The organism is Burkholderiales bacterium, from assembly GCA_035560005.1.
GTDB lineage: Bacteria > Pseudomonadota > Gammaproteobacteria > Burkholderiales > Eutrophovitaceae > DASRFY01.
Genome location: DATMAN010000101.1, coordinates 24044 through 45826, shown reverse-complemented (window position 1 = coordinate 45826; position 21783 = coordinate 24044). Strand labels below are relative to the sequence as shown.

At 66.8% G+C, this 21783-nt stretch carries 21 protein-coding genes and 4 tRNA genes; 17 read left to right on the top strand and 8 right to left on the bottom strand.

The genetic code is table 11. The annotated features are described in order from the left end of the window. The first annotated feature begins 62 nt into the window (after positions 1-62). The 4 genes from rfaE1 to rlmD all read left to right on the top strand — a co-directional run bounded on the left by rfaE1 (position 63) and on the right by rlmD (position 4296). Positions 63-971, top strand: a complete 909-nt coding sequence (rfaE1, locus tag VNM24_16285) for a D-glycero-beta-D-manno-heptose-7-phosphate kinase (protein ID HWQ40138.1) — start codon at positions 63-65, stop codon at positions 969-971. A 14-nt stretch (positions 972-985) separates the two neighbouring features. Next, positions 986-1981 carry an ADP-glyceromanno-heptose 6-epimerase gene (rfaD, locus tag VNM24_16280; protein HWQ40137.1) on the top strand — a complete coding sequence of 332 codons (996 nt, stop codon included), beginning with the start codon at positions 986-988 and terminating at the stop codon, positions 1979-1981. Between the two features lie 102 nt (positions 1982-2083). Further along, on the top strand, positions 2084-2869 hold the full coding sequence (locus VNM24_16275; protein ID HWQ40136.1) for a 3'-5' exonuclease: 786 nt from the start codon (positions 2084-2086) through the stop codon (positions 2867-2869). Then, positions 2866-4296, top strand: a complete 1431-nt coding sequence (gene rlmD / locus VNM24_16270) for a 23S rRNA (uracil(1939)-C(5))-methyltransferase RlmD (protein HWQ40135.1) — start codon at positions 2866-2868, stop codon at positions 4294-4296. The genes VNM24_16275 and rlmD overlap by 4 nt, the downstream gene beginning before the upstream one ends. On the opposite strand, the gene VNM24_16265 is transcribed toward rlmD, so the two are convergent. Then, positions 4236-4925 carry a Bax inhibitor-1/YccA family protein gene (locus tag VNM24_16265; protein HWQ40134.1) on the bottom strand — a complete coding sequence of 230 codons (690 nt, stop codon included), beginning with the start codon at positions 4923-4925 and terminating at the stop codon, positions 4236-4238. The two genes, rlmD and VNM24_16265, sit on opposite strands and share 61 nt — an antisense overlap. A gap of 264 nt (positions 4926-5189) precedes the next feature. Between VNM24_16265 and VNM24_16260 the strand changes: the two genes are divergently transcribed. Both VNM24_16260 and VNM24_16255 read left to right on the top strand, forming a co-directional pair. Continuing rightward, positions 5190-5279 (top strand) — tRNA-Ser (locus VNM24_16260). Positions 5280-5388: 109 nt separating this feature from the next. Then, positions 5389-6255, top strand: coding sequence for a radical SAM protein (locus tag VNM24_16255; protein ID HWQ40133.1), 867 nt, complete (start codon positions 5389-5391; stop codon positions 6253-6255). A 1-nt stretch (position 6256) separates the two neighbouring features. Here the strand turns inward: VNM24_16255 and VNM24_16250 are convergent, their stop codons facing one another. Together VNM24_16250 and dksA are read right to left on the bottom strand one after the other, a co-directional pair. Further along, positions 6257-6571, bottom strand: coding sequence for a hypothetical protein (locus VNM24_16250; GenBank protein HWQ40132.1), 315 nt, complete (start codon positions 6569-6571; stop codon positions 6257-6259). A gap of 224 nt (positions 6572-6795) precedes the next feature. Continuing rightward, positions 6796-7218, bottom strand: coding sequence for an RNA polymerase-binding protein DksA (gene dksA, locus VNM24_16245; GenBank protein ID HWQ40131.1), 423 nt, complete (start codon positions 7216-7218; stop codon positions 6796-6798). A 169-nt stretch (positions 7219-7387) separates the two neighbouring features. On the opposite strand from dksA, the gene VNM24_16240 reads away from it, so the two are divergent. The 5 genes from VNM24_16240 to htpX all read left to right on the top strand — a co-directional run bounded on the left by VNM24_16240 (position 7388) and on the right by htpX (position 10588). Then, a tRNA-Pro gene (locus VNM24_16240) sits at positions 7388-7464 on the top strand. Positions 7465-7488: 24 nt separating this feature from the next. Beyond that, positions 7489-7565: transfer RNA gene (locus VNM24_16235), tRNA-Arg, on the top strand. A gap of 36 nt (positions 7566-7601) precedes the next feature. Continuing rightward, a tRNA-His gene (locus VNM24_16230) sits at positions 7602-7676 on the top strand. Positions 7677-7716: 40 nt separating this feature from the next. Continuing rightward, on the top strand, positions 7717-9603 hold the full coding sequence (locus VNM24_16225; GenBank protein HWQ40130.1) for an ATP-binding cassette domain-containing protein: 1887 nt from the start codon (positions 7717-7719) through the stop codon (positions 9601-9603). A 79-nt stretch (positions 9604-9682) separates the two neighbouring features. Next, positions 9683-10588, top strand: coding sequence for a protease HtpX (gene htpX, locus VNM24_16220; protein ID HWQ40129.1), 906 nt, complete (start codon positions 9683-9685; stop codon positions 10586-10588). A gap of 52 nt (positions 10589-10640) precedes the next feature. Here the strand turns inward: htpX and VNM24_16215 are convergent, their stop codons facing one another. The 3 genes from VNM24_16215 to VNM24_16205 are packed head-to-tail and all read right to left on the bottom strand — an operon-like array spanning position 10641 to position 13074. Further along, on the bottom strand, positions 10641-11099 hold the full coding sequence (locus tag VNM24_16215) for a hydroxymyristoyl-ACP dehydratase (protein HWQ40128.1): 459 nt from the start codon (positions 11097-11099) through the stop codon (positions 10641-10643). Continuing rightward, on the bottom strand, positions 11093-11884 hold the full coding sequence (locus VNM24_16210; protein HWQ40127.1) for a beta-ketoacyl synthase chain length factor: 792 nt from the start codon (positions 11882-11884) through the stop codon (positions 11093-11095). Before VNM24_16210 ends, VNM24_16215 begins: the two co-directional genes overlap by 7 nt. After that, positions 11881-13074 carry a beta-ketoacyl-[acyl-carrier-protein] synthase family protein gene (locus tag VNM24_16205; GenBank protein ID HWQ40126.1) on the bottom strand — a complete coding sequence of 398 codons (1194 nt, stop codon included), beginning with the start codon at positions 13072-13074 and terminating at the stop codon, positions 11881-11883. The genes VNM24_16210 and VNM24_16205 overlap by 4 nt, the downstream gene beginning before the upstream one ends. Positions 13075-13249: 175 nt before the next feature. Here VNM24_16205 and VNM24_16200 point away from each other — a divergent pair, with 175 nt between their 5' ends. The 5 genes from VNM24_16200 (at position 13250) to VNM24_16180 (ending at position 19197) form a co-directional block, all read left to right on the top strand. Next, positions 13250-13525, top strand: a complete 276-nt coding sequence (locus tag VNM24_16200; GenBank protein ID HWQ40125.1) for a phosphopantetheine-binding protein — start codon at positions 13250-13252, stop codon at positions 13523-13525. 201 nt (positions 13526-13726) lie between these two features. After that, positions 13727-15382 carry an AMP-binding protein gene (locus tag VNM24_16195; GenBank protein HWQ40124.1) on the top strand — a complete coding sequence of 552 codons (1656 nt, stop codon included), beginning with the start codon at positions 13727-13729 and terminating at the stop codon, positions 15380-15382. Further along, positions 15379-16284 carry an acyl-CoA synthetase gene (locus VNM24_16190; protein ID HWQ40123.1) on the top strand — a complete coding sequence of 302 codons (906 nt, stop codon included), beginning with the start codon at positions 15379-15381 and terminating at the stop codon, positions 16282-16284. The genes VNM24_16195 and VNM24_16190 overlap by 4 nt, the downstream gene beginning before the upstream one ends. Further along, positions 16271-16855: a LolA-related protein gene (locus VNM24_16185; protein HWQ40122.1), complete on the top strand. Its 585-nt coding sequence runs from the start codon at positions 16271-16273 to the stop codon at positions 16853-16855. Before VNM24_16190 ends, VNM24_16185 begins: the two co-directional genes overlap by 14 nt. Next, positions 16852-19197: an MMPL family transporter gene (locus tag VNM24_16180; protein HWQ40121.1), complete on the top strand. Its 2346-nt coding sequence runs from the start codon at positions 16852-16854 to the stop codon at positions 19195-19197. Before VNM24_16185 ends, VNM24_16180 begins: the two co-directional genes overlap by 4 nt. Before the next feature lie 30 nt (positions 19198-19227). On the opposite strand, the gene VNM24_16175 is transcribed toward VNM24_16180, so the two are convergent. Together VNM24_16175 and VNM24_16170 are read right to left on the bottom strand one after the other, a co-directional pair. Further along, a complete protein-coding gene (locus VNM24_16175; GenBank protein ID HWQ40120.1) occupies positions 19228-20019 on the bottom strand; it encodes a glycosyltransferase family 2 protein in 792 nt (263 codons plus the stop codon). Between the two features lie 10 nt (positions 20020-20029). After that, positions 20030-20920, bottom strand: coding sequence for a MipA/OmpV family protein (locus VNM24_16170; GenBank protein ID HWQ40119.1), 891 nt, complete (start codon positions 20918-20920; stop codon positions 20030-20032). A gap of 89 nt (positions 20921-21009) precedes the next feature. Here VNM24_16170 and fabG point away from each other — a divergent pair, with 89 nt between their 5' ends. Then, positions 21010-21726, top strand: a complete 717-nt coding sequence (gene fabG / locus VNM24_16165) for a 3-oxoacyl-ACP reductase FabG (protein HWQ40118.1) — start codon at positions 21010-21012, stop codon at positions 21724-21726. Positions 21727-21783 lie beyond the last annotated feature (57 nt).

Genomic DNA, 21783 nt, shown 5'->3' with positions numbered 1-21783 from the left:
GCGGTGAGAAGGACTCCGCGCTCACGGTTCGTCCTCCGTCCTCCGCCATTCATCCTTCGGCCTTGCGCGCCGCCCGGGTCATGGTCGTGGGCGACGTGATGCTGGACCGTTACTGGTTCGGAGAGGTAAGCCGGATATCGCCCGAGGCACCAGTCCCGGTGGTCAAGATCAACCGCACCGAAGAGCGGCTGGGCGGGGCGGCCAACGTCGCCCGCAACATCTCGGCGGTCGGGGCGTGCGCATTGTTGCTGTCGGTCGTCGGCCAGGACGAGGCCGCCGATGCATTGACGGCTCTGCTCCGGGCGGAAGGAATTACGGCGCAATTGCACCGGGACGCCTCGCTCGCCACCACGATCAAGCTCAGGATCATCGGCCGGCAGCAGCAGCTGCTGCGCGTGGACTTCGAAACCGAACCGAGCCACGAAGTGCTGGCGGCGAAACTGGCGGATTTCGAGTCCTGTCTTCCCGAGTGCGACGTCGTGGTCTTCTCCGATTACGGCAAGGGCGGGCTCAAGCACATCGAACAGATGATCGAGCGCGCCCGGGCGCGGGGCAAGGCGGTGCTGGTCGACCCCAAGGGTGACGACTATTCACGCTACCGCAACGCCACGGTGCTCACGCCCAATCGCGCGGAATTCCGCGAAGTGGCGGGACGCTGGAAATCCGAGGACGATCTCACGGCTCGCGCTCAGGCGCTGCGCGAAAGTCTGAACGTTGACGCCTTGCTCATTACCCGCAGCGAAGAAGGCATGACGCTCTACCGCGCAGGGGAGCGGCTGCACGTGCCGACCGTCGCGCGCGAAGTCTACGACGTGAGCGGCGCGGGCGACACGGTGATCGCCATCCTGGCGGTCATGCTGGCGGCGGGCCAGCCGCTGCCGGAAGCCGTACGCTGGGCCAACAGGGCGGCCGGGATCGTCGTGGGCAAACTCGGTACGGCGGTGGTCCGTTCCGAGGAGTTGTTCGCGTAGAGCGGGATCGGGACATGCACATCGTCGTCACGGGCGCGGCCGGCTTCATCGGTGCCAATCTGGTCAAGGCGCTGAACGACCGCGGAATCGACAACATCATCGCGGTGGACAACCTCACCCGAGCCGACAAGTTCTGCAACCTGGTCGACTGCGAGATTTCCGACTATCTGCACAAGGACGATTTCCGCAACGCCCTTCAGGCGGGAGCGTTCGACGGGGAGATCTCGGCGGTCATCCACCAGGGCGCCTGCTCAGACACCATGGAGACCGACGGCCGCTACATGATGGAAAACAACTTCCGCTACTCCATGGACCTGCTGGCGTACTGCCAGGCGGAAGGGGTGCCTTTCATCTACGCGTCCTCCGCGGCGGTCTACGGCGCGTCGACCGAGTTTCGCGAGGAGCGTCAGTTCGAGCGGCCGCTGAACGTCTATGGCTACTCGAAGTTTCTGTTCGACCAGATGGTTCGGCGGCGCTGGTCGGAGAACCGCGCGCAAGTGGTGGGCCTGCGCTACTTCAATGTCTACGGCCCGCGGGAAGCGCACAAGGGACGCATGGCGTCGGTGGCGTATCACTTCTTCAACGAGTACCGAGCCACCGGCAAGGTGCGCCTGTTCGAGGGCAGCGGCGGCTACGGCGCCGGCGAGCAGCGCCGTGACTTCGTATCGGTCGAGGACGTGGTGAAGGTGAATCTGTGGTTTCTGGAACACTCCGGGCGCTCGGGAATCTTCAATTGCGGCACCGGCGCCTCGCAGACGTTCAACGATGTGGCGGCAGCCACGGTCAACGCCTTGCGGCGAGCGAACGGCCAGCCGCCGCTTACGCTCGACGCGATGAAGGCAAGCGGCTGCATCGAATACGTTCCCTTCCCGGAAGGCCTGAAGGAGAAATACCAGAGCTTCACCGAGGCGGATCTGACGCAGTTGCGCGCCGCCGGTTACGAGGCGACGTTTCTGAAGGTGGAGCAGGGCGTGTCGCGCTACGTGGAGTGGTTGCTCGATCGGCGCTGAATTCCCTGCCGTAGCGCCCTGCGCGGCCGTCGACCCGCCCAGCCCGGTGAGCGGCTTCGGCGTATATGTCGGATCATGCCCGACAACATCCTCAATTTCGCCATGACGCCGATTCTTGCGTTCGACATCGAGACCGTCCCTGACACCGACAGCTTGCGCCGCCTGCAATCGTTGCCGCGCGATCTTCCGGATGCGCAAGTCGCCGAGCTTGCCTTCCAGCAAAGACGCGAGAAGACCGGCAGCGACTTCCTGCCGCTGCACCTGCATCGCGTGGTGGCGATCTCCTGCGCGTTGCGCGATGGCGACACCTTCCGCATCTGGTCGCTGGGCGATCCCGGGGACCCGGAAAAAGTGCTGATCCAGCGCTTCTTCGAGGGCATCGACAAGTACACGCCGCAACTGGTGTCCTGGAATGGCAGCGGTTTCGATCTCCCGGTGCTGCACTACCGGGCTCTCCTGCACAGCGTCCAGGCGGCCCGCTACTGGGACATGGGCGAGGAGGACCGCGAGTTCAAGTGGAACAACTACATCAGCCGATACCACACGCGGCATCTGGACCTGATGGATCTGCTGTCGCTCTACCAGGGTCGCGCGGCAGCGCCGCTGGACGAAGTCGCCCAGCTGCTCGGCTTTCCGGGGAAGCTGGGCATGGCGGGCTCGCGGGTATGGGAGGCGCATCAGGCGGGTCGCATCCAGGCGATCCGCGCCTACTGCGAGACCGACGTCGTGAACACCTACCTCGTGTATCTGCGCTTTCAGCTGCTACGGGGAGCCCTGGACGAACCGCGCCATGCGCGCGAACTGCAGATGGTGAGAAGTGCGCTGGAACGCTCCCGCGAAGCGCATTGGAAGGAGTTTCTGGCCGCCTGGACAGCGCGCAGTCCATGACGGCGGTTCTTGCCCGCATCGAAGCCCTGGACCAGGAGGGCCGCGGCATTGCGCATGTCGATGGCAAGGTGTTTTTCGTCGAAGGCGCGCTGCCGGGCGAAGTGGTCGAGCTCGAGGCGTACCGGCACAAACCGAGTTACGCGCTGGCGGTCGCGAAGCGCGTCGTGCGGGCAGCGCCCACACGCGTAACCCCGCGCTGCCCGAGCTTCGGCGTGTGTGGCGGCTGCAGCATGCAGCATCTGGAGCCGCGCGCGCAGGTGGCCGTCAAGCAGCGCGTGCTGGAAGACAACCTGGCGCGCATCGGCAAGGTCGTGCCGGAGACGATGCTGGGACCGATCTACGGCCCGTTCTGGGGTTACCGCTACCGCGCGCGATTCTCCTCGCGCTACGTGCGCAACCGCGCCGTCGCCCTCGTCGGTTTTCGCGAGCGGCGCCACACTTACGTTGCCGACATGCCCTCCTGCGACGTGGTCCCGCCGCGGATCTCGGCGCTGCTGCTGCCGTTGCGCGAGCTGGTGAGCGGCCTGTCGATCCGCGAGCGACTGCCTCAGATCGAGCTGGCGATCGGCGAGGACGCCGATGTGCTGGTGTTCCGCATCCTTCAGCCGCTTTCCGAAGCCGACGAGGCGCGGCTGCGCGCCTTTGCCGACCGCCATCGGGTGACGGTCTATCTGCAACCCGGCGGACCGGACAGCGCTCGGCTGTTTCACCCGGATGCGGCACCGCCGCTGCGCTACCGTCTCCCCGACTTCGACCTCGAGTTTCCCTTCCGCCCGACGGACTTCACCCAGGTCAACCACGAGATCAACCGCGTTCTCGTGCGCCGCGCGGTCGCGCTGCTCGATCCGCGTCCGGGTGAAAGAATCGGCGACCTGTTCTGCGGACTGGGAAATTTCTCCCTGGCTATCGCGCGCCGAGGGGCGCACGTTCTGGGCATCGAAGGCAATCGCGCGCTGGTCGAGCGCGCGTCCGGCAACGCGGCGCATAACGGCTTGCAGGCCCGATGCGCGTTTCGTGCGCTCGATCTGTTCGAAATCGCCGAATCCGAGTGGCAGGCGCTGGGAGGATTCGACAAGCTGTTGATCGATCCTCCGCGTGACGGAGCGATCGCGCTGGTGAAGCTCCTGGGGTCGCAGGGACCGCGACGCGTCGTTTATGTCTCGTGCAATCCGGCAACGCTCGCCCGCGATGCGGGCGTCATGGTGCACGTCAACGGCTACCGCTTGGTGGCCGCGGGGGTGGTCAACATGTTTCCGCACACCTCCCACGTGGAGTCGATCGCGCTGTTCGAACGGGAGGATGGCGCTGACAGCGGAGAAACAAAAGGGCGGCACCAGGCCGCCCTTTGCGTCAGCGAGTCAGGGCGCTATTCGCGATTGCCGGCGAATGCAAGCAGCAGATTCAGCAGGTGTACGAACATGTTGTAGATGTCGATGTACACGCGCAAGGTGGCCATGATGTAGTTCGTCTCGCCGCCATGGACGATCGCGCTCACGTCGTAGAGCATGTAGCCCGCGAACAGGATGACGGCGACGGCGGAAATCGTCAGCGAGGCCGCAGGCACCTGGAAGAACAGATTGGCGATCGCGCCGATGATCAGCAGGATCAGGCCGACGAACAGGAACTTGCCCAGAAAGCTGAAGTCCTTGCGCGTCGTCGTTACGTAAGTGGCCAGCGCGAAGAAGATCAGGCCGGTCGCGCCCGCCGCCATGCCCACCAGCTGAGGCCCGTTCGACAGATTCAACGCATACTGCAGAATCGGCCCGAGCCACCAGCCCATCAGGAAGGTGAACGCGAGCATCGCGACCACGCCCCAGACGCTGTTGCGCAGCGCCGCGATTCCGAACATGGCGCCGATCATGACCGCGAACATCAGCAGTGGCCCCATGATCGGGTACTGCGCGAGGAACGCGAAATTGGTATTCAATCCGACGATCGCGCCGATGACCGTCGGGATCATCGACAGCCCGAGCAGCATGTAGGTGTTGCGCAGGACCCGATTCTGCGCAAGCGCCAGTTGCGCGGACTGCGTCATCACCTGGACTTCGGGTTGCATTTTGTGTCTGCCTCCGGAAAGGTTAAGAGCGGTTGCAGGCGTAAGACTACCTAACGAGCCCTCAAGTTTCAATTGCTTGAAGTGGCGGCAGGACTGCTTTCTCGGCGTACAAGGCGTACAATTGGTTACATGCGGCGCGCACAACCGGCTGATTACCGAGGTGGGTCAGGGTTGTAGAGTCCGAGGATCGCAAGCGTATTGCAGGCGAACGTCGCGCGGACTGGTCTCATCAGGTGAGTCGGAGCCCGGACCGCAGAATCGTAAGGAGGCGTGGCAGAGCGGTTTAATGCACAGGTCTTGAAAACCTGCGAAGGGGCAACCCTTCCGTGAGTTCGAATCTCACCGCCTCCGCCAGAGGGCTCGCGAAGCGAGCGAATTTCTTCACTTCTTCGCCAGTCGGCTTCGAATGGCTTTGACTCATGTTGGCTGTCCGTCGATTCGTTCTTCCCGAAGTCGCCGTCCGATGGTACCCGCTGCCAGGAGCCAAACGCTAACCGTCGTCGATCACGATCGTGCCGCGGCCGGTTTGCGCTATGTGTATCCGGTGGTCTCCCGGCGTGCCGGAGGCCTTTCGGTGGGGATCAACCTCAATGTCAACAATGCCTGCAACTGGCGCTGCATCTATTGCCAGGTGCCCGGGCTGCGGCGCGGAGCGGCGCCCGAGGTCGATTTGCCGCGGCTGCGCGAAGAGTTGCGCCTGTTCCTAGGGCAGGTGCTGCACGGCGATTTTCTGCAAAGCCGCGTCCCGGAAGGTTCGCGCCGGCTCAACGACATCGCGCTGTCGGGCAATGGCGAGCCCACCAGCGCGAGGGAATTCGAGGACGTCATCGAAATCATCGGCGAGACGCGCGCGGAACTCAACGTGCCACGGGAGGTAAAAACCGTCCTCATCACCAACGGCAGCCTGCTTCATCGCAGGGAAGTCAAGTCCGGCGTCGAGAAGTTGCGCGGCCAGCAGGGAGAAGTGTGGTTCAAGATCGACAGTGGCAGCACGCATGGGATGCGCCTTGTCAACGACACGCGCAGTGGCCTCGCGCGCGTCAGGGAGAATCTGGCGATCGCGGCCCATGCCTGCCCGACATGGGTGCAGACCTGTGTGTTCGCTCTCGACGGCGCGGCTCCGTCGGAAGTAGAGCAGCAGGCCTACCTGGAGCTGCTGGAGGAGCGCCTGAGGGCGCGCGTGCCGATTCGCGGGGTGCTGCTCTATGGATTGGCGCGCAAGTCGCAACAGCCGGAGGCCGAGCGACTCTCCAGCCTTCCCGCGCAATGGCTGGAAGCCTACGCTGGGCGCATCCGGGCGCTGGGCCTGGAGGTCAAGGTCACGCCCTAGGCTAACGCCCGGTGCGGCGGCGGTGCGGCGTGCTCCGCCGCGTCGCCGCCTCCTTCAGCCGCCGATAGAGCGCGGGCTGAGCGCTCTTGAGGTAGGTGATCAGGGCCATATCGCCCTTGGTGAGCTTGCGGATGTCGATCTGCTCGACGTGCACCAGCCGCAGCAGCTCGCGCACCGGTTTCGGCATGCGTCGGCCGCTTTCGTAACGGGACCCGCCGCTCTGGGTTACGCCGATCCTGCCCCAGAATTCCTGTTGGTTGAGACCGAGCCGCAGACGGATATCTCGCGGGTTCGGGATGCTCTCGGATGACTTCATGGCTTGTGTTCCACTGTTCACGGCGGTCGCTGAACCGCCTACGGCTATTGGTCCACGTAGGCTCGCTCTAAGTTCCGCTCCGCCATGACATCGGCTTGAAGCCGGCGAGCGTGCCCCGTGGCACCGCTCGGCGGCAGGCGTGGAAACAGAAAAAAAGAAAGGCTGCCACAAGGCAGCCTTTTTCTCCGCGCGGCCGGTCAGTGACCGCACGCCAGCCGCGGCAGCTACTTGGCGACTTGGCGCTCGCGCATTTCGTCCAAGGTTTTGCAGTCGATACACAGCGTTGCGGTGGGCCGCGCTTCCAGGCGCTTCAACCCGATCTCGACGCCACAGCTCTCGCAATAACCGTATTCGCCGGCGTCGATCTTGGCGATCGTCTCGTCGATCTTCTTGATCAGCTTCCGTTCGCGGTCCCGGTTGCGCAGCTCGAGCGCCATGTCCGATTCCTGGCTGGCGCGATCGTTCGGGTCGGCGAAAACCGTCGCTTCGTCCTGCATCGTGTGCACGGTGCGGTCGATGTCCTCGCTCAGTTCGTCCTTGAGTTGGGTGAGGATTCTTCTGAAGTGCTCCAGCTGCTTCGGGCTCATGTACGGCTCGCCCTTCTTGGGCACGTACGGCTTGAACTGCGTGCGAAACTCGGAAGCCATTGGAACCTTTCCGGGACCTTACCGTTCCCAAAAAATGCGCCTTCTTAACAGAAAAGACGGGGGGGTGCAACCGCGGCCCGATCAGGGCCACGCGAATGCAATAGAGCGTTGTTTTGGAGCAGGAGTTTCGTTGACCTGTGCACTCCCGAACGGTATAGTTCGCCGCCTCCGGGGTGTAGCGCAGCCTGGTAGCGTGCCTGCTTTGGGAGCAGGATGTCGAGAGTTCAAATCTCTCCACCCCGACCAACAGCGGGTGGCCGGAATGGAGTCGTGCCCGTAGCTCAATCGGATAGAGCACCAGCCTTCTAAGCTGGGGGTTACAGGTTCGATTCCTGTCGGGCACGCCAAACCCGTCGGCGCCGAGCCGACTGGCCGTCTCAGTGGTGGCCGTAGCTCAACGGTAGAGTCCTGGATTGTGATTCCAGTTGTTGTGGGTTCGAATCCCATCGGCCACCCCATCGTCCCGCCCGCTCCGGTGGGCGGCGCGCTCGCCACCCGATGATCTTCCTGCGCGAGGTCGCGCTGCGGCGCGGCGCAAGGCTGCTCTTCGCGCATGCGTCGGTGACTTTCTTTCGCGGCCAGAAAGTCGGCGTGACTGGCGCAAATGGTGTCGGCAAGTCGAGCCTGTTCGCTCTGCTGGCCGGAGAGCTGCATCCGGACTCCGGCCAGCTCGAGCTTCAGCCCGGCATCGTCATCGCACGCCTTCTGCAGGAGCTGCCCCCCAGCCGGTGTCCGGCCATTGAATTCGTGCTCGACGGCGATGCCGAACTGCGTTCGCTTCAAACGGGCATCGCGCAGGCCGAGGCGAGCGGGGACGGCTTGCGGCTGGCGGAGCTGCACGAGGGGCTGGCGAAGATCGGCGGCTATGCCGCGCGGGCGCGGGCCGCTCAGCTCATGCATGGACTGGGGTTCCGGGAGCATGACCTGGCACGCCCCGTCGACGACTTTTCCGGCGGCTGGCGCGTGCGCCTGAATCTCGCCCGGGCGCTCATGTGCCGCTCCGACCTCCTGCTGCTCGACGAACCGACCAACCACCTGGACCTCGACGCGATCGTCTGGCTGGAAAGCTGGCTGCGCAGTTTCCCCGGCACCCTCTTGCTGATCTCGCACGACCGCGATTTTCTGGACGCCACGGTGCGCAGCATCTGCCACATCGAAGACGGGGCGTTGCGCCTGTACGAGGGTAACTACTCGGCCTTCGAGCGCCAGCGGGCGGAGCGGCTGGCCGGCCGGCGGGCGGCGTATGACAAACAGCAGCGCGAGATCGCCAGGACCCGCGCCTTTATTGAGCGCTTTCGCGCCAAGGCGACCAAGGCGCGCCAGGCGCAGAGCCGCCTGAAAGCGCTCGCACGTCTGGATCGCATCGCGCCGGCGCACGTCGACGCACCCTTCGAATTTTCGTTCCGTGCTGCGCCTGCGCAGCCCGATCCGGCGATCGTCATCGACGCCGCAACCGTGGGCTACGGCGGCGAGCCGGTGCTGCGCGAGGTCGATTTCGCCTTGCGGGCCGGTGCCCGCATCGGACTGCTCGGGCGCAACGGCGCCGGCAAGTCCACGCTGGTCAAGCTGCTCGCCGCCGAACTGGTACCCCTGAAAGGCGCGCGGGTGGAGGGCAAAGGGGTGGCGATCGGATATTTCGCGCAGCATCAACTCGATCAGTTGCGCCCCGACGAAAGCGCGCTCGCGCATCTGATGCGCGCCGATCCGGCTGCGCGCGAGCAGGAACTGCGCGACTTTCTCGGTGGCTTCGATTTCCGGGCGGACATGGCCCTGACCCCGGTCGGGCGCTTCTCCGGTGGCGAGAAGTCGCGGCTGGCGCTCGCGCTGATCGCGTGGCGGCGTCCCAACGTGCTGCTGCTCGACGAACCGACCAACCACCTCGACCTCGAAATGCGCTACGCGCTCTTGCGCGCGCTACAGGAATTCGCCGGCGCGATGGTGCTGGTGTCCCATGATAGGCACTTGTTGCGCGCGGCATGCGACGAGCTGTATTTGGTCGCCGACGGTACGGTCCGGGAATTTCCGGGCGACGTGGACGATTATGCCCAGCAGTTGCAGAGTGTCCCGGAGCAGCCGGCCGGTGTCGGCCACGTTACTCCCGGCCGCAGGGAACGACGCCGCGAGGAAGCGTGGGTGCGCGAGCGTCGCTCCGCGCGGCGCCGGCCTCTACAGGAACGGATTCGCACGCTGGAGGAGCAGATGGTGCGCCTTGCGGCCGACAAGGCACGGCTTGAAAAACGCCTGGCCACGCCCGACTTATACGGCGAAGCCTGCAAAGAGGAACTGAAGCAATGCCTGTTGCAGCAGGCGCGGGTGTCCCGGCAGCTTCAGGAGGTCGAGGAGCACTGGCTGGAACTGAATCTCCAACTCGAGTCCGTCCAATGATTGCGTTCGGGTTTCCGGAACTCGTTTCTGAGACGAGTCTCTAAATTCGCGGCTCATCACACATGCGGAGTGACAAGTGATCAAGCGCATCTTCCTGTTTCTGATAACCAACCTGGCCGTCATCTTCGTGCTCAACATCACGATGCGGCTGCTGGGCGTCGATCGGGTGCTGGAGCAGGCCGGCGGCGGTCTCAATCTGACGGCCCTGCTGGTATTTGCCGGCGTCATCGGGTTCGGTGGCGCGTTGATCTCGCTCGCCATGTCCAAGTGGTCAGCCAAGATGATGACCGGCGCGCAGGTGATCGATACACCGCGTACCGAGGTCGAGCGCTGGCTCGTCGAAACGGTTCGCCGGCAGGCACAGGCGGCCGGCATCGGCATGCCCGAGGTCGCAGTCTATGAATCGCCCGAGGTCAACGCGTTCGCCACGGGCATGAATCGCGACGCTGCGCTGGTAGCGGTGAGCACGGGGCTGCTGCAGCGCATGACGCGCGAGGAAGCCGAGGCCGTGCTCGGACACGAAGTCAGCCACGTTGCCAATGGCGACATGGTGACCCTGGCGCTCATCCAGGGCGTAGTGAACACCTTTGTCATTTTCCTGTCCCGGATCATCGGCAACATCGTCGACAAGCTGGTGTTCAAGACCGAGCGCGGGCACGGCCCCGCTTTCTGGATCACCGCGATCGTGGCCGAACTCGTGCTCGGCATCCTTGCCAGCATCATCGTGATGTGGTTCAGCCGGCGCCGCGAGTTCCGGGCCGATGCGGGCGGTGCCGCGCTGGCGGGGCGGCACAAGATGATTGCGGCGCTGGAGCGGCTCAAGGCCCAGTACGAGCCGTCTCAGCTTCCCGATCAGATCCGGGCCTTCGGCATCTCGGGCGGTCAGGGCATGGGCCTGAAACGCTTGTTCATGTCTCATCCGCCGCTCGACGAGCGGATCGAAGCGCTGCGCGCGGCGGACCCGACGGCTCTGCGCGTAGCCTGAGCTGAGGCCGCAGCGGACACCCCGAGAAAGGCCTGCGCGAAGAGGCCTTTTTCTACCCGGAGCGCTGCGCGGGGGCAGTCTCGGGCGATGCCTCCAGCGCTACGGCCGCGCGGCCCGTTCCCAGCACCGTACCACCGGAGGTCAGCTTGAATTCGTACATGACACGGCTGCCCGCTGCGACGAGGAGGCACGCTTCGATCCACATTTCGGGGCCGCAGTCGTGCAGCCAGGCGCGCGGGCAGCGCATGTCGCGCACCGCCGCCAGGTAGCCGGCGCGCCTGTTCCGAGCGGGCATGGTGAGCGCACCGTGCAGGGCCATGGTCTGGCCGGCGTACTCCACGCCGCAGACCGCGGCCAGCCGCCCTTCGCGCGCCAACGGATTGGATGCGGCACGGTGGCTGGTGGCCACGCACAGGATGCGCATGGCGTCGTACTCGACCACGGCATCGAGCAGGCACATCGCGCCGGCGTGCGGCAGGAGATCGCGGATGCGCTCGGGACCGATCAGCATGGGGTGAGGTCGACGGACAGTTGGCGGCCCGTAACGTAGTCGAGCACGACCCGAGCCGGCTCCCGCCCGGCCAGCGCGGAGAGCAACGGCAGAGCACGGGCCGCGGGGTTGCCGCGGCGCAGTTCCTCTAGCGCGGGTTGCGGCATGGTCGACTCGCGCTCACCGTCGGCGATGCCCACTTCCAGACAAGCGATGGTAGCCGGGCCGCGCTCCCCGGCCAGCAGCACGCCACAGGCGAACGGCGCGCCGAGCGGCCGCGCCTGCCCGAGGGGTTGCGGGTAGGGAACGTCGCAAGCAACGAGCAGCACGCGCCGGGTTCCGGTGGCCAGTTGCGCCGCGCTTTCGAGCAGCCCGGCGGCGAAGCTGCAGTCCAGGCAGCTCAGGCTGACCGAAGCCGCGGTCGAACGGGTGGCGATTCCCCAGTAGCCGGCGGGTGCGTTGTGCACCGAATTGTGAAAGCGCGTGGGCGAGACTTCGGGCTGCGCTCCCGCGAGCGTCTGGCAGATCTCGTTGATCACCTCGCCGTCGCCGCCCGAAGAACAGAACACCGTGGGCAAATCAGCCGGATCGCAGCGCGCCGACTCGATGACCTCCTGGCCGACTGCGAGCGCGAGTTTGACCGGCAGTCCCGTTCTGCGCCGCTCCGCCGGCGGGAGCAGGTCCGCGCGCGGCACTTCGAGCGCGGCGGGCACGTAACCTCGTTCCCCGGCGAGCACCGGGCGCGTTGCCGCCCAGCCCACCAGGCCTGGCGCTCGCACGCCCAGTGCTTCCACGTAGGCCCTCATCGCGCCACACGCCCGAACACCAGGCTGCAGTTGGTCCCGCCAAACCCGAACGAGTTGCTCATCACGCGCTCGACGGCTTGCGGGCGATTGTTCACCACGTAGTCGATGTCGATGGCGGGATCGACCGTTTCCGTGTTGGCGCTGCCCGGGATGAATCCATGCTCGATGGCGAGCAGGCTTACCACCGCTTCCTGGATCCCGCAGGCGCCCAGGGTATGACCAAACCACCCCTTGGTCGAGCTCGCCGGTGTGCGGTTGCCGAACACCGCGCACAGCGCCTTGCCTTCCGAAAGGTCGTTGCTGCGCGTGCCGGTGCCGTGCAGATTGACGTAGTCGATATCCGCCGGTCGCAGGCCGGCGCTGGCGAGCGCCCGTTGCATCGCGAGTTTCGCGCCGAGACCTTCCGGGTGCGGAGAAGACATGTGGTAGGCATCCGAGCTTTCGCCGACGCCGAGCAGGAACGGCGTTGCCGCGTCGGCGGTTTCGGCTCGCTCCAGCAGTGCGAAGCCTGCACCCTCGCCGATGGAAATTCCATCGCGCGCAACGTCAAACGGCCGGCAGCGCGCCGGCGACAGCAGTTGCAGCGAATTGAAGCCGTAGAGCGTGGTGAGGCACAGGCTGTCGGCGCCGCCGACCACCGCCGCGTCGCAGACGCCGGCCACCAGCAGACGTGCGGCGCTGGCGAAGACTTTGGCGCTGGAAGAGCAGGCGGTGGAGACGACCACTGCAGGGCCACGCAAGGCCAGATAGCGCTGCACGAAACCCGCCAGCGCGTAGGGACTGTGGGTCGTGGCATATCGGAACTGCGCCGGCAGCGCGCCGGTGAGCGGGTCGCGATGGCGATAGGCAATCTCGGTCTGCAGGATGCCCGACGTGCTGGTGCCGACCACGACTGCGATGCGCTCGGTACCGTAGCGCAGCGCGGCTTCGCGCACCGCGTCCTCGAATCCGTCCTGGCGCAGGGCAAGCTGAGCGAGGCGATTGTTGCGGCAATCGAACTCCGCGAGCGCGGCGTCGAGCGGCGCGAGCCAATCGTCGGGAATCTGGCCGACATAGGTGTCGAGGCGTGCCGCTTCGAACGTGCAGGGCTGAAGGCCGGAGCGGCGCGAGCGCAGCGCGGCGAGCGTAGGCTGCTTGCCTGCGCCGAGGCAGTTGACGACGCTGTATCGGGAGAGGGCTACAGGCTGCAAGGTGCAATCGTCTTTGCGGTCCGGAGGCCGTGCAGCGGATGCGCCACTGCGCCGCAGTGGGAGCGCGACCCGGCACGCACCACGCGCCATTCTATCCGGGCGCCACCGGACGATGAACGCGAGATCGAGCGGCTATAATTCCGCAGTCGTCGAAGTCGCCACCGGCGCCGCCAGCATGGACACCGCCACTGCCCTGACCAGCGAAGAACGGGAGCTCGCGCAGCTCATCGTCTCCACGCTCAACCTGGAGAGCGCCGTGGAACAAATCGACCCGAACGCGCCCTTGTACCGGGACGGGCTCGGGCTCGATTCCATCGACATCCTGGAGATCGCACTGGCCGTGTCGAAAAAATACGGCGTCCAGATCCGGTCCGACGACAGCGACAACGCGAGGATTTTCCGGTCGTTGCGCGCGTTGAACGAACATGTCCAGCGACACCGGACCCGTTAGTCCTCTGTCTTCGAAGTCCGCTTTGCCGCCGCTGGGCGGCGCGGCCGCCGCGCGCTTGGCATTCCAATTCCGGTTTACACGAGCCTGTCGCGATCCGATCACGCCATCGGTACAGGCCTTTCGCCGGATGACCGCTGCGCGCGGCTTCGCTCGCCCTTCGTGAGCCGATGAACACGCGGCTGTGCCGCGATGGAGCGCCGCGTGCCTGAGGCGGCCGGTTCGCAAATCGCACTGCTCGCGCACGCCTCGCTGGATCAGGTCGTGGCGTACCGCGCTGGCGACCCCATCACTGCGCGCCGGATGCTGGCGGATGTCGACGGGCTCGCGCGCCGCCTGCCGCCGGCGGGGCAGGTGATCAACGCGTGCGCCGACCGCTACTGTTTTGCGGTGGCGTTGGGCGCGGCCATGGTGCGCGGGCAGGTGAGTCTCCTGCCTTCCGACCTGACGCCGGCGAGCGTGCGTGCGCTCGCGGAGCAATACGCCGGCCTGTATCTCCTCTGCGAGCGCAGCGAGCTCGCAGTGTCCGGGATCGAATGCGTGCGGTTTGCGCCCGATGCGCTTCAGGGCCGGCAGCACACCGACATGCCGGCGTTTCCCGCCGAGCGTACCGCGGTCATTGCCTTTACCTCGGGGTCCACGGGAAAACCCATGCCCAACCGGAAGACGTGGGGCGCGCTGGCGCGCGGCGCGCAAGCCGAGGCACGGCGTTTCGGATTGCTCGGCGCTGCGCCGGCCGCGCTGGTGGGTACGGTGCCTCCGCAGCACATGTACGGTCTGGAGTCCACCGTGCTGCTGGCGTTGCGCAACGGGCTCGCGTTTCACGCCGCGCGTCCCTTCTATCCGGCCGACATCCGGGCAGCCCTGGAAGAGCTGCCCGGCGAGCGGGTGCTGGTGACCACCCCGGTGCATCTGCGCGCGCTGCTGGAAGCAGATCTCGAGCTGCCGCGGCTGCGCCTTGCCATCTGCGCCACCGCGCCGTTGCCGGTGGAGGCGGCCCGGCGATTCGAGAGGCGCTACGATGTCGAGCTGCACGAAGTCTACGGATTTACCGAGGCCGGAATGGTAGCGACCCGGCGCACGGTGAGCGGCGCGCAATGGCACACGCTGCCCGACGTGCGGCTGCAATCGGGTGACGGACAAGTCCAGGTGAGCGGCGGACATGTGCCCGGCGTGGTGACCTTTCCCGACATCGTCGAACTCTGTGACGAACACACCTTCCTCCTTCATGGGCGTGGCGCCGATCTGGTCAATATCGCCGGCAAACGCACCTCGCTCGCCTATCTGAATCTCCAGCTTACCGCGATCGAAGGCGTGCGCGACGCGACCTTCCACCTTCCGGAGGAGCGTCCCGGTGAAGTGGTCAGACCGATGGCGTTCGTCGTCGCGCCGCAGATGACGCGCGAGCAGGTGCTCGAGCGCCTGCGCAGCCGCATCGATCCGGTCTTTCTGCCGCGGCCGCTGTATCTGGTGGACGCGCTGCCGCGCAACGCCACCGGCAAGCTCCCGCGCCAGGCACTGGCTGCGCTGGCGCGGCGTTGCGCGCGGCAGGACACCGAGCGCGTGCTCGAACTGGAAGTCACGATTGCTGCCGACCATCCGGCGCTGGCCGGGCACTTTCCGGGCGATCCGGTGGTCCCCGGAGCGGTCTTGCTTGACGAGGTGGTGGAGGCGCTGGTGCGCGGTTTCCACGAATCCAGGGCAGCGCTCGAGATCGTGTCGGCCAAGTTCCTGCGGCCTGTGCGGCCGGGCGAGCGGTTGCACCTGCGGCTGGTGGCGGGGACCGACCGGACCGTTCGCTTCGAATATCGCGCGGGCGGGCGGCCCGCAGCCACGGGTGTTCTCAAGCCGGGGCCGTGAACGAGACGCCGCCGTGGCTGGCGCAGCCGGAACGATCGAACCGGTTTGCGCTCGGCCTGTTGGTCTGGATCGCGCGCATGCTCGGCCGTCGCGCGGGCCGCGCGGCGCTGGTGCCGGTGTGCGCCTATTTCCTGTTGTTTTCGCCGCGCGCCCGGGCTGCCTCGCGCGACTACCTGAAGCGCGTACTGGGCAGGGCGCCGCGCCGGATCGAGATGTTCCGCCATTACTACACTTTCGCCACGGTGGCGCTGGACCGCGTGTTCTTTCTGTCCGACCGCTGGGACTTGTTCGATATCGCCGTGCGCGGCGAGTCGCTGCTCGAAGCAAGGCTCGCCGCCGGGCAGGGCTGTCTGCTGCTCGGAGCGCACCTGGGCAGCTTCGAGGTGTTGCGCGGCCCGGCTCGAAGCCGCAAGCTGCGGGTGAGCCTGGTGATGTTCGAGCGCAACGCGCCCGCGACCGCGCAGGTCACGCGCGCGGTGGACCCGAATCTCGCCGCCGATGTCATTTCACCCGGACAGCCGCAAGCGATGTTGCGCGTGGTCGAACGGCTGGCGCGCGGAGAGTGGGTGGGCATGCTGGCCGACCGGGCGCTGAGGGCGCAGGATCCCGTGGCGAAGGTGCCTTTCCTGGGCGGCGAGGCGGCTTTTCCGACCGCCCCGTTCCGGCTCGCGGCGATTGCCGGCCAGCCGATCATGCTGATGGTCGGTCTGTATCGTGGCGGCAACCGCTACGAGCTGTGCTTCGAAGAGCTGGTGCACGCCCCGGTGCTGCCGCGCGCGGGGCGAGATACGGTGCTGCGTGAATGGGTGGCGCGTTACGCGGCAAGGCTGGAGCACTACTGCCGTCAGGCCCCGTACAACTGGTTCAACTTCTACGAGTTCTGGATCGATGAGGCGCGTTGAGCGCGCTCTGGCGGTGGCACTGCTGCTCGCGCTTTGCGCTGCGCACGCGCAGCAGGCCGAGTGGAACCTCGCTGCCTTGATGCAGGCGCTCGCCGCCCGGCCGCACGCGCAAGCGCGTTTCGTCGAACGCAGGTACCTCAAGGTGCTCGACGCGCCCCTGGAGGTGACCGGCCGCCTCGTCTACGCGGCCCCCGATCGCCTGGAGAAGCACATGCTGACGCCGAAGCGCGAAACGCTGCGAGTGGTCGGTGACCGGGTCACGATCGAAGGCACAGACCGCGTCAAGGTGCGCACGCTGCGACTGCAGGACCATCCGGCGTTGTGGGGCTTCGTGCAGAGCGTACGCGCCACGCTGGCCGGCGATCTGCCCGCGCTGGAGCGCTTCTACGCGGTCGAACTGCACGGCACGCGCGCGCGCTGGGAACTGGTGCTGGCGCCGCGCGTCCAGGTCATGCGCGCGCTCGTCGACGTGATCCGGATTCGCGGCTCCGAGGCACGCATCCGCACCGTGGAAGTGGTGGAGGCGCGGGGCGATCGCGCCGTCATGCAGATCCGGGAGGCGGATTCGTGAGCCGCGCAGGGCGGCTCGCCGTCGCCGTCTGGACTGCGTTCTCGCTGGTCTGCATCTGGTTCGCCGCGCGCGCCCAGTATACCGCCGACCTCGCCGCGTTCCTGCCGCGGTCCCCGACGCCCGAGCAGCAACTCCTGGTCGATCAGTTGCGCGACGGCGTGGTGGCGCGCGTGATTCTGATCGGCATCGAGGGCGCCGACGAGGGTGCGCTCGCCGCGCTCTCGGCCGGCCTGGCGCAACGCCTGCAGGAGACCGAGTTCTTCGTCGAAGTGGACAACGGCTCGCGTGCTACCTTGGCTTCCGAGGCGCAGTTCCTGATCGACAACCGGTATCTGCTCAGTCCGGCCGTGAGGCCGGAGCGCTTTACGGTAGAGGGGCTGCGCGCGGCGCTCGAGCGACAGCTCGACCGGCTCGCCTCGCCGCTGGGTGCGGCGGTCACGCCCATCCTGCCGCGCGATGCCACCGGCGAGCTGTTCGAGATCTTCGATGCGCTGCAGGCCGTGGGCGCGCCGGAGCGGCGCGGCGGTGTCTGGTTCAGCCGGGATGGACGGCGGGCCTTGCTAGTTGCGCGGACGCACGCGCCGGGATTCGATCTCGATGCGCAGGAGCGGGCAATCGCGGCGATCCGCATGGCGTTCGGGGCGGCGAAACACGCGGCGGGTTTGAGCGCGGATGCGGCCGCGCTGCTGATTGCAGGGCCCGGTGTGTTCGCCGCGCAGAGCCGCGCCGCGCTCAAGCGGGACGCGATGACGGTTTCGGCACTGGCCGGCGCCTGTATCGTGGCCTTGCTCCTGATGGCGTTTCGTTCGCTGCGGGTCGCCGGGCTGATTCTGCTCCCAGTGGCCAGTGGAGTGCTGGCGGGATTGGCGGCCGTGAGCATTGCCTTCGGCTCGGTGCACGGTGTCACGCTCGGCTTCGGTGCGACCCTGCTGGGCGAGGCGGTCGACTACGCGATCTATTTCTTTGGCGGCGCTGCCACCAGCGCATCGCGGCGCGAAGCGCTGACCAGGGTCTGGTCCACCCTGCGCCTGGGGGTTGCGACTTCGGTAGCCGGCTTCGCGGCCCTGATGGCGTCCGGGTTTCCCGGCCTGGCTCAGCTCGGCCTGTTTTCCTCCACAGGACTGGTCGTGGCGCTGCTTGTCACGCGCTGGGTGCTGCCCGAGTTCTCGCGGCCCGGCGCCGTGCCCACGCTGTTGCCCCGGCTGGGTGCTGTCCTGACGCGCGCCGGGCAAGGGCTCGCCCGACTGCGACCGGCGCTCTACGCGGTCACGGCTGTTGCCATCGCATGGCTTGCATTGCGGGGCGGCGAATTGTGGAACGATGAACTGGCGGCGCTCAGTCCGGTTGCGCCGCAAGATCAGCGACTGGACCAGGAAATGCGCAGCGACCTCGGTTTGGCGGACGTACGCCACCTGATCGTGGTGAGCGCGACGTCTGAACAGGCGGTGCTGGAGGGCGCCGAGGCGGTGGGCGCGACGCTGGATGCGCTCATCGCCGAGGGGGCTCTGGACGGCTTCGATTCGCCCGCCAGGTTCCTCCCGAGCGCTGGCACGCAGCGCGCGCGACTCGCGGCCATTCCCGACCCGCAGGTGCTGCGAGCGAACCTGAGGCAGGCGGCGGCCGGATTGCCGTTTCGCCGCGGCGTGTTCCAGCCCTTTCTGGACGAGCTGGCGGCGCAGAAGCACAGGCGGCCGCTCACCCGCGAGGACTTACGCTCGACCGGGCTCGCAATGCACGTCGACAGCCTGCTGGTCGAGCGCGACGGTGGCTGGCATGCGTTTCTTCCCTTGCGTGCGGTAGCAAATCCGGGCGCCATCGCATCAGGGCTCGCTTCGTCGGGAGCCGATGCAGTGCTGCTCGACCTCAAGGCTGACACCGACGCCCTCTACCGGGACTATCGGGAGCGCGTGATCGCATTCTCGTTGCTCGGGGCGGCGGCCATCGCGCTGCTGCTGCTCGTCGTCCTGCGCTCCGCGCGGCGCGTGTGGCGCGTGCTCGCGCCGCTCGCGGCGGCGATCGCGACGGTGAGCGCCGTCCTGAGCGCGGCCGGCAGCGGGCTGACGGTGTTCCACGTGGTGGCGCTGCTGCTCGTGGCGGGAGTAGGCTCGAACTACACGCTGTTCTTCGATCGCCTGCCACAACAGGGCGCAGCCGCCGAACGCGACGCGGCTTCGCTGGCCCTGTGCAATCTGTCGACCGTGATCGGTTTCGCGGCGATCGGTTTTGCGCGCACTCCCGTGCTGTCGGCAATCGGCACGACGGTGGCAATCGGCGCAGCGCTGAGTCTGCTCTTCGGGCTCATGCTCTGTTCCGAGCGCACGCAAGGGGCGTCAACCCGCTAGGCGCGCCCGGGGCGATAGCCCAAGTGCAGTTCAGTCGGCCTTCTTGTAGGCGGCCCGGTGCTCGGTGGCGTGCATCCGGCTCGCGAGCAGCCGCGGCAGGCGCATGGCGAAGCCCGCCAGCAATCTCAGATGCATCCAGGTCAGCAGGACGTTGTCGCGCAGATAGCGGAAATGGGACACGCCGCCTTCCGCGGCGCTGAGGTAACGCACCGGCACGCGGATGTTCACGAACTTCGTGCCCGCCCAGGCCAGTCGCACGACGGCTTCCGCGTCGAAGTCGAAACGGCGCATCCAGCGGGTGCTCTCCATGACGCGCAGCAAAGCCAGTGCCGGATAGACGCGAAATCCGAACAGCGAATCATGGATTCCCGCCCACAGGGTTTCCACATTGGTCCACCAGTCGCAGATGCGCCGGCCGATCACGCGCTCGAGCGGCGCGCTGTGATCGAACACCGGCTCTCCAAGAATCGCCGCGCCGGGCGCGGCGCGCGAGGCCGCCATCAACTCGGGGATGCGCGCCGCCGGATGCTGGCCGTCGGCATCCATGGTCAGGATGTGGGTGAACCCGGCGGCGACGGCTTCGCGCAAGCCGTGCAGCAGCGCGGCGCCCTTGCCGCGGTTGACCGGCAACACGAACACGCGCACGCCGGCGTCCTTTCGCGCCAGCGCGAGCAGCGCCTGCGCGCTGCCATCGGTGCTGCCGTCGACGACGACCCACACCGGATTCCACTGGCGCCGCGCCTCGCTCACGGTGGCTACGGCCATCGGCCCGCTGTTGTAGCTGGGAATGAGGACCAAATGCGAAGCGGACGGCAATTTCATCGGCAGCGAATCACTTCTCGGCCACGAACCGGCTGGAGCGCTTCAACACACGGGTGAGCGCGAGCCCTACGGCCACGCTGTAATTCTGCCGGATGAGAGGACTGTCTTCGAACACCGCCCCCGACAGAGTGTCGCCGCGCGCGAATCCGCCGATCCACCAGTCGCCGAAGCGCCGGCTGGCGGTGGCGAGCAGTTGAAATCCACCGTAGCCGCCCTCGGCGCGGTACGCCGGGCGAACCGGCGTGGCGAAATCGGCCGGCACACCGTAGAAGTGATTGTGGTAGCGCTTGTCGCCGAACACCGGCCCGGCGCCCAGGCCGAGATTCCACGCCGGGCCGAGCGCGGTGTCGCTCAGATCGGCGTTGAGCAGCGGCTGGAATACCCAGCCCACGTTGTGAAAGCTCGACAGATCGGTCGCGATGACGGTTCTTGCGGGCAGGCGCAATTCGAGCCGGACCGTGTCGCCCTGTGTCCGCCACAGCGCAATCTCCAGGCTCGGTCCGATCTCGAAGGTCGGATCGAGGTCCGGCATTGCGGTCCGGGCCCGGTTGTCGGAGCTGTCCACCGGAATCGAGCCGTTGAGGCTGACGTGCAGTTCGGCGCGGCGGGTGCGGAAGAAAAGGCCGCGCACGCCATCGCGGTCCGCCTCGAGCAGCTTGCCGCGGTAGACCAGATGGGGAAGCGGCAGCACGTAGGTCTGGCGCTGATCCGAGCCGCGATAGTGCGGGAAGTCGATCGCCGCCACGCCAGCGCCTACTTCCCACAGCGGCAGCTCCGCGGCCTTGCCCGGCAGCGTGCCAGACAAGGCGACCAGCGCCGCGAGCATCGCCACCCGGAGCACCACCGCGCCACGGCCGATTTCGCGCATCGTGCACTGGCGCCCATTGCGCGGAGCACTCATGCCAATGGATCGGGATGCGGTCGCACTGGCGCAAGCATATCATTCACGCTGCGGTCACCGGACCGCGGCATTTGGACGGAGAGAAATTATTGAAGAAGGCGCTCGTGACGGGCGGAAGCGGAACCATCGGCGCCGCGATCTGCCGCGCGCTGGCAGGCAGGGGCTTGCACGTCGTCGTGCACGCCCACCGCGGGTTGGACCGGGCGGCGCGGATTGCGGACCAGATCGCCGCCGCCGGCGGCAGCGCCGAGACGGTCGCGTTCGACGTGACCGACCGGCAGGCGGCCGCCGAGGCGCTGGAACGTCTGGGACAGGCTCGGCCGATCCAGGTGATCGTGAACAACGCCGGCATTCACGAGGACGCTCCGCTCGCCGCAATGAGCGCAGCCCAGTGGGATCGCGTCATCGACGTCTCGCTGAACGGCTTCTACAACGTCACGCAACCGCTGCTGTTGCCGATGATCGGCACGCGCTGGGGACGCATCGTGAACGTTTCCTCCGTGGCCGCGGTGATCGGCAACCGCGGCCAGACCAATTACGCGGCGGCCAAGGCCGGGCTGCATGGTGCCACGCGCGCGCTCGCGCTGGAGCTGGCTTCGCGCGGCATCACGGTCAACACCGTGGCGCCCGGAATCGTCGAGGGCGAGGCGGCCTCGGGTTTTTCGACGGAGCAGATCGCACAAATGGTTCCCATGAAGCGCGCGGCCCGGCCGGAGGAAGTCGCCGCGTTGGTCGCTTTTCTCGTCTCGGAAGAGGCCAGCTACATTTCCGCACAGATCATCGGAGTGAACGGGGGAATGGCGTGAAGGCCTTGACGGTGGCGAGGGTCGCAGGCAGCTACAGGGCGAATTGAGCCGCTGCGC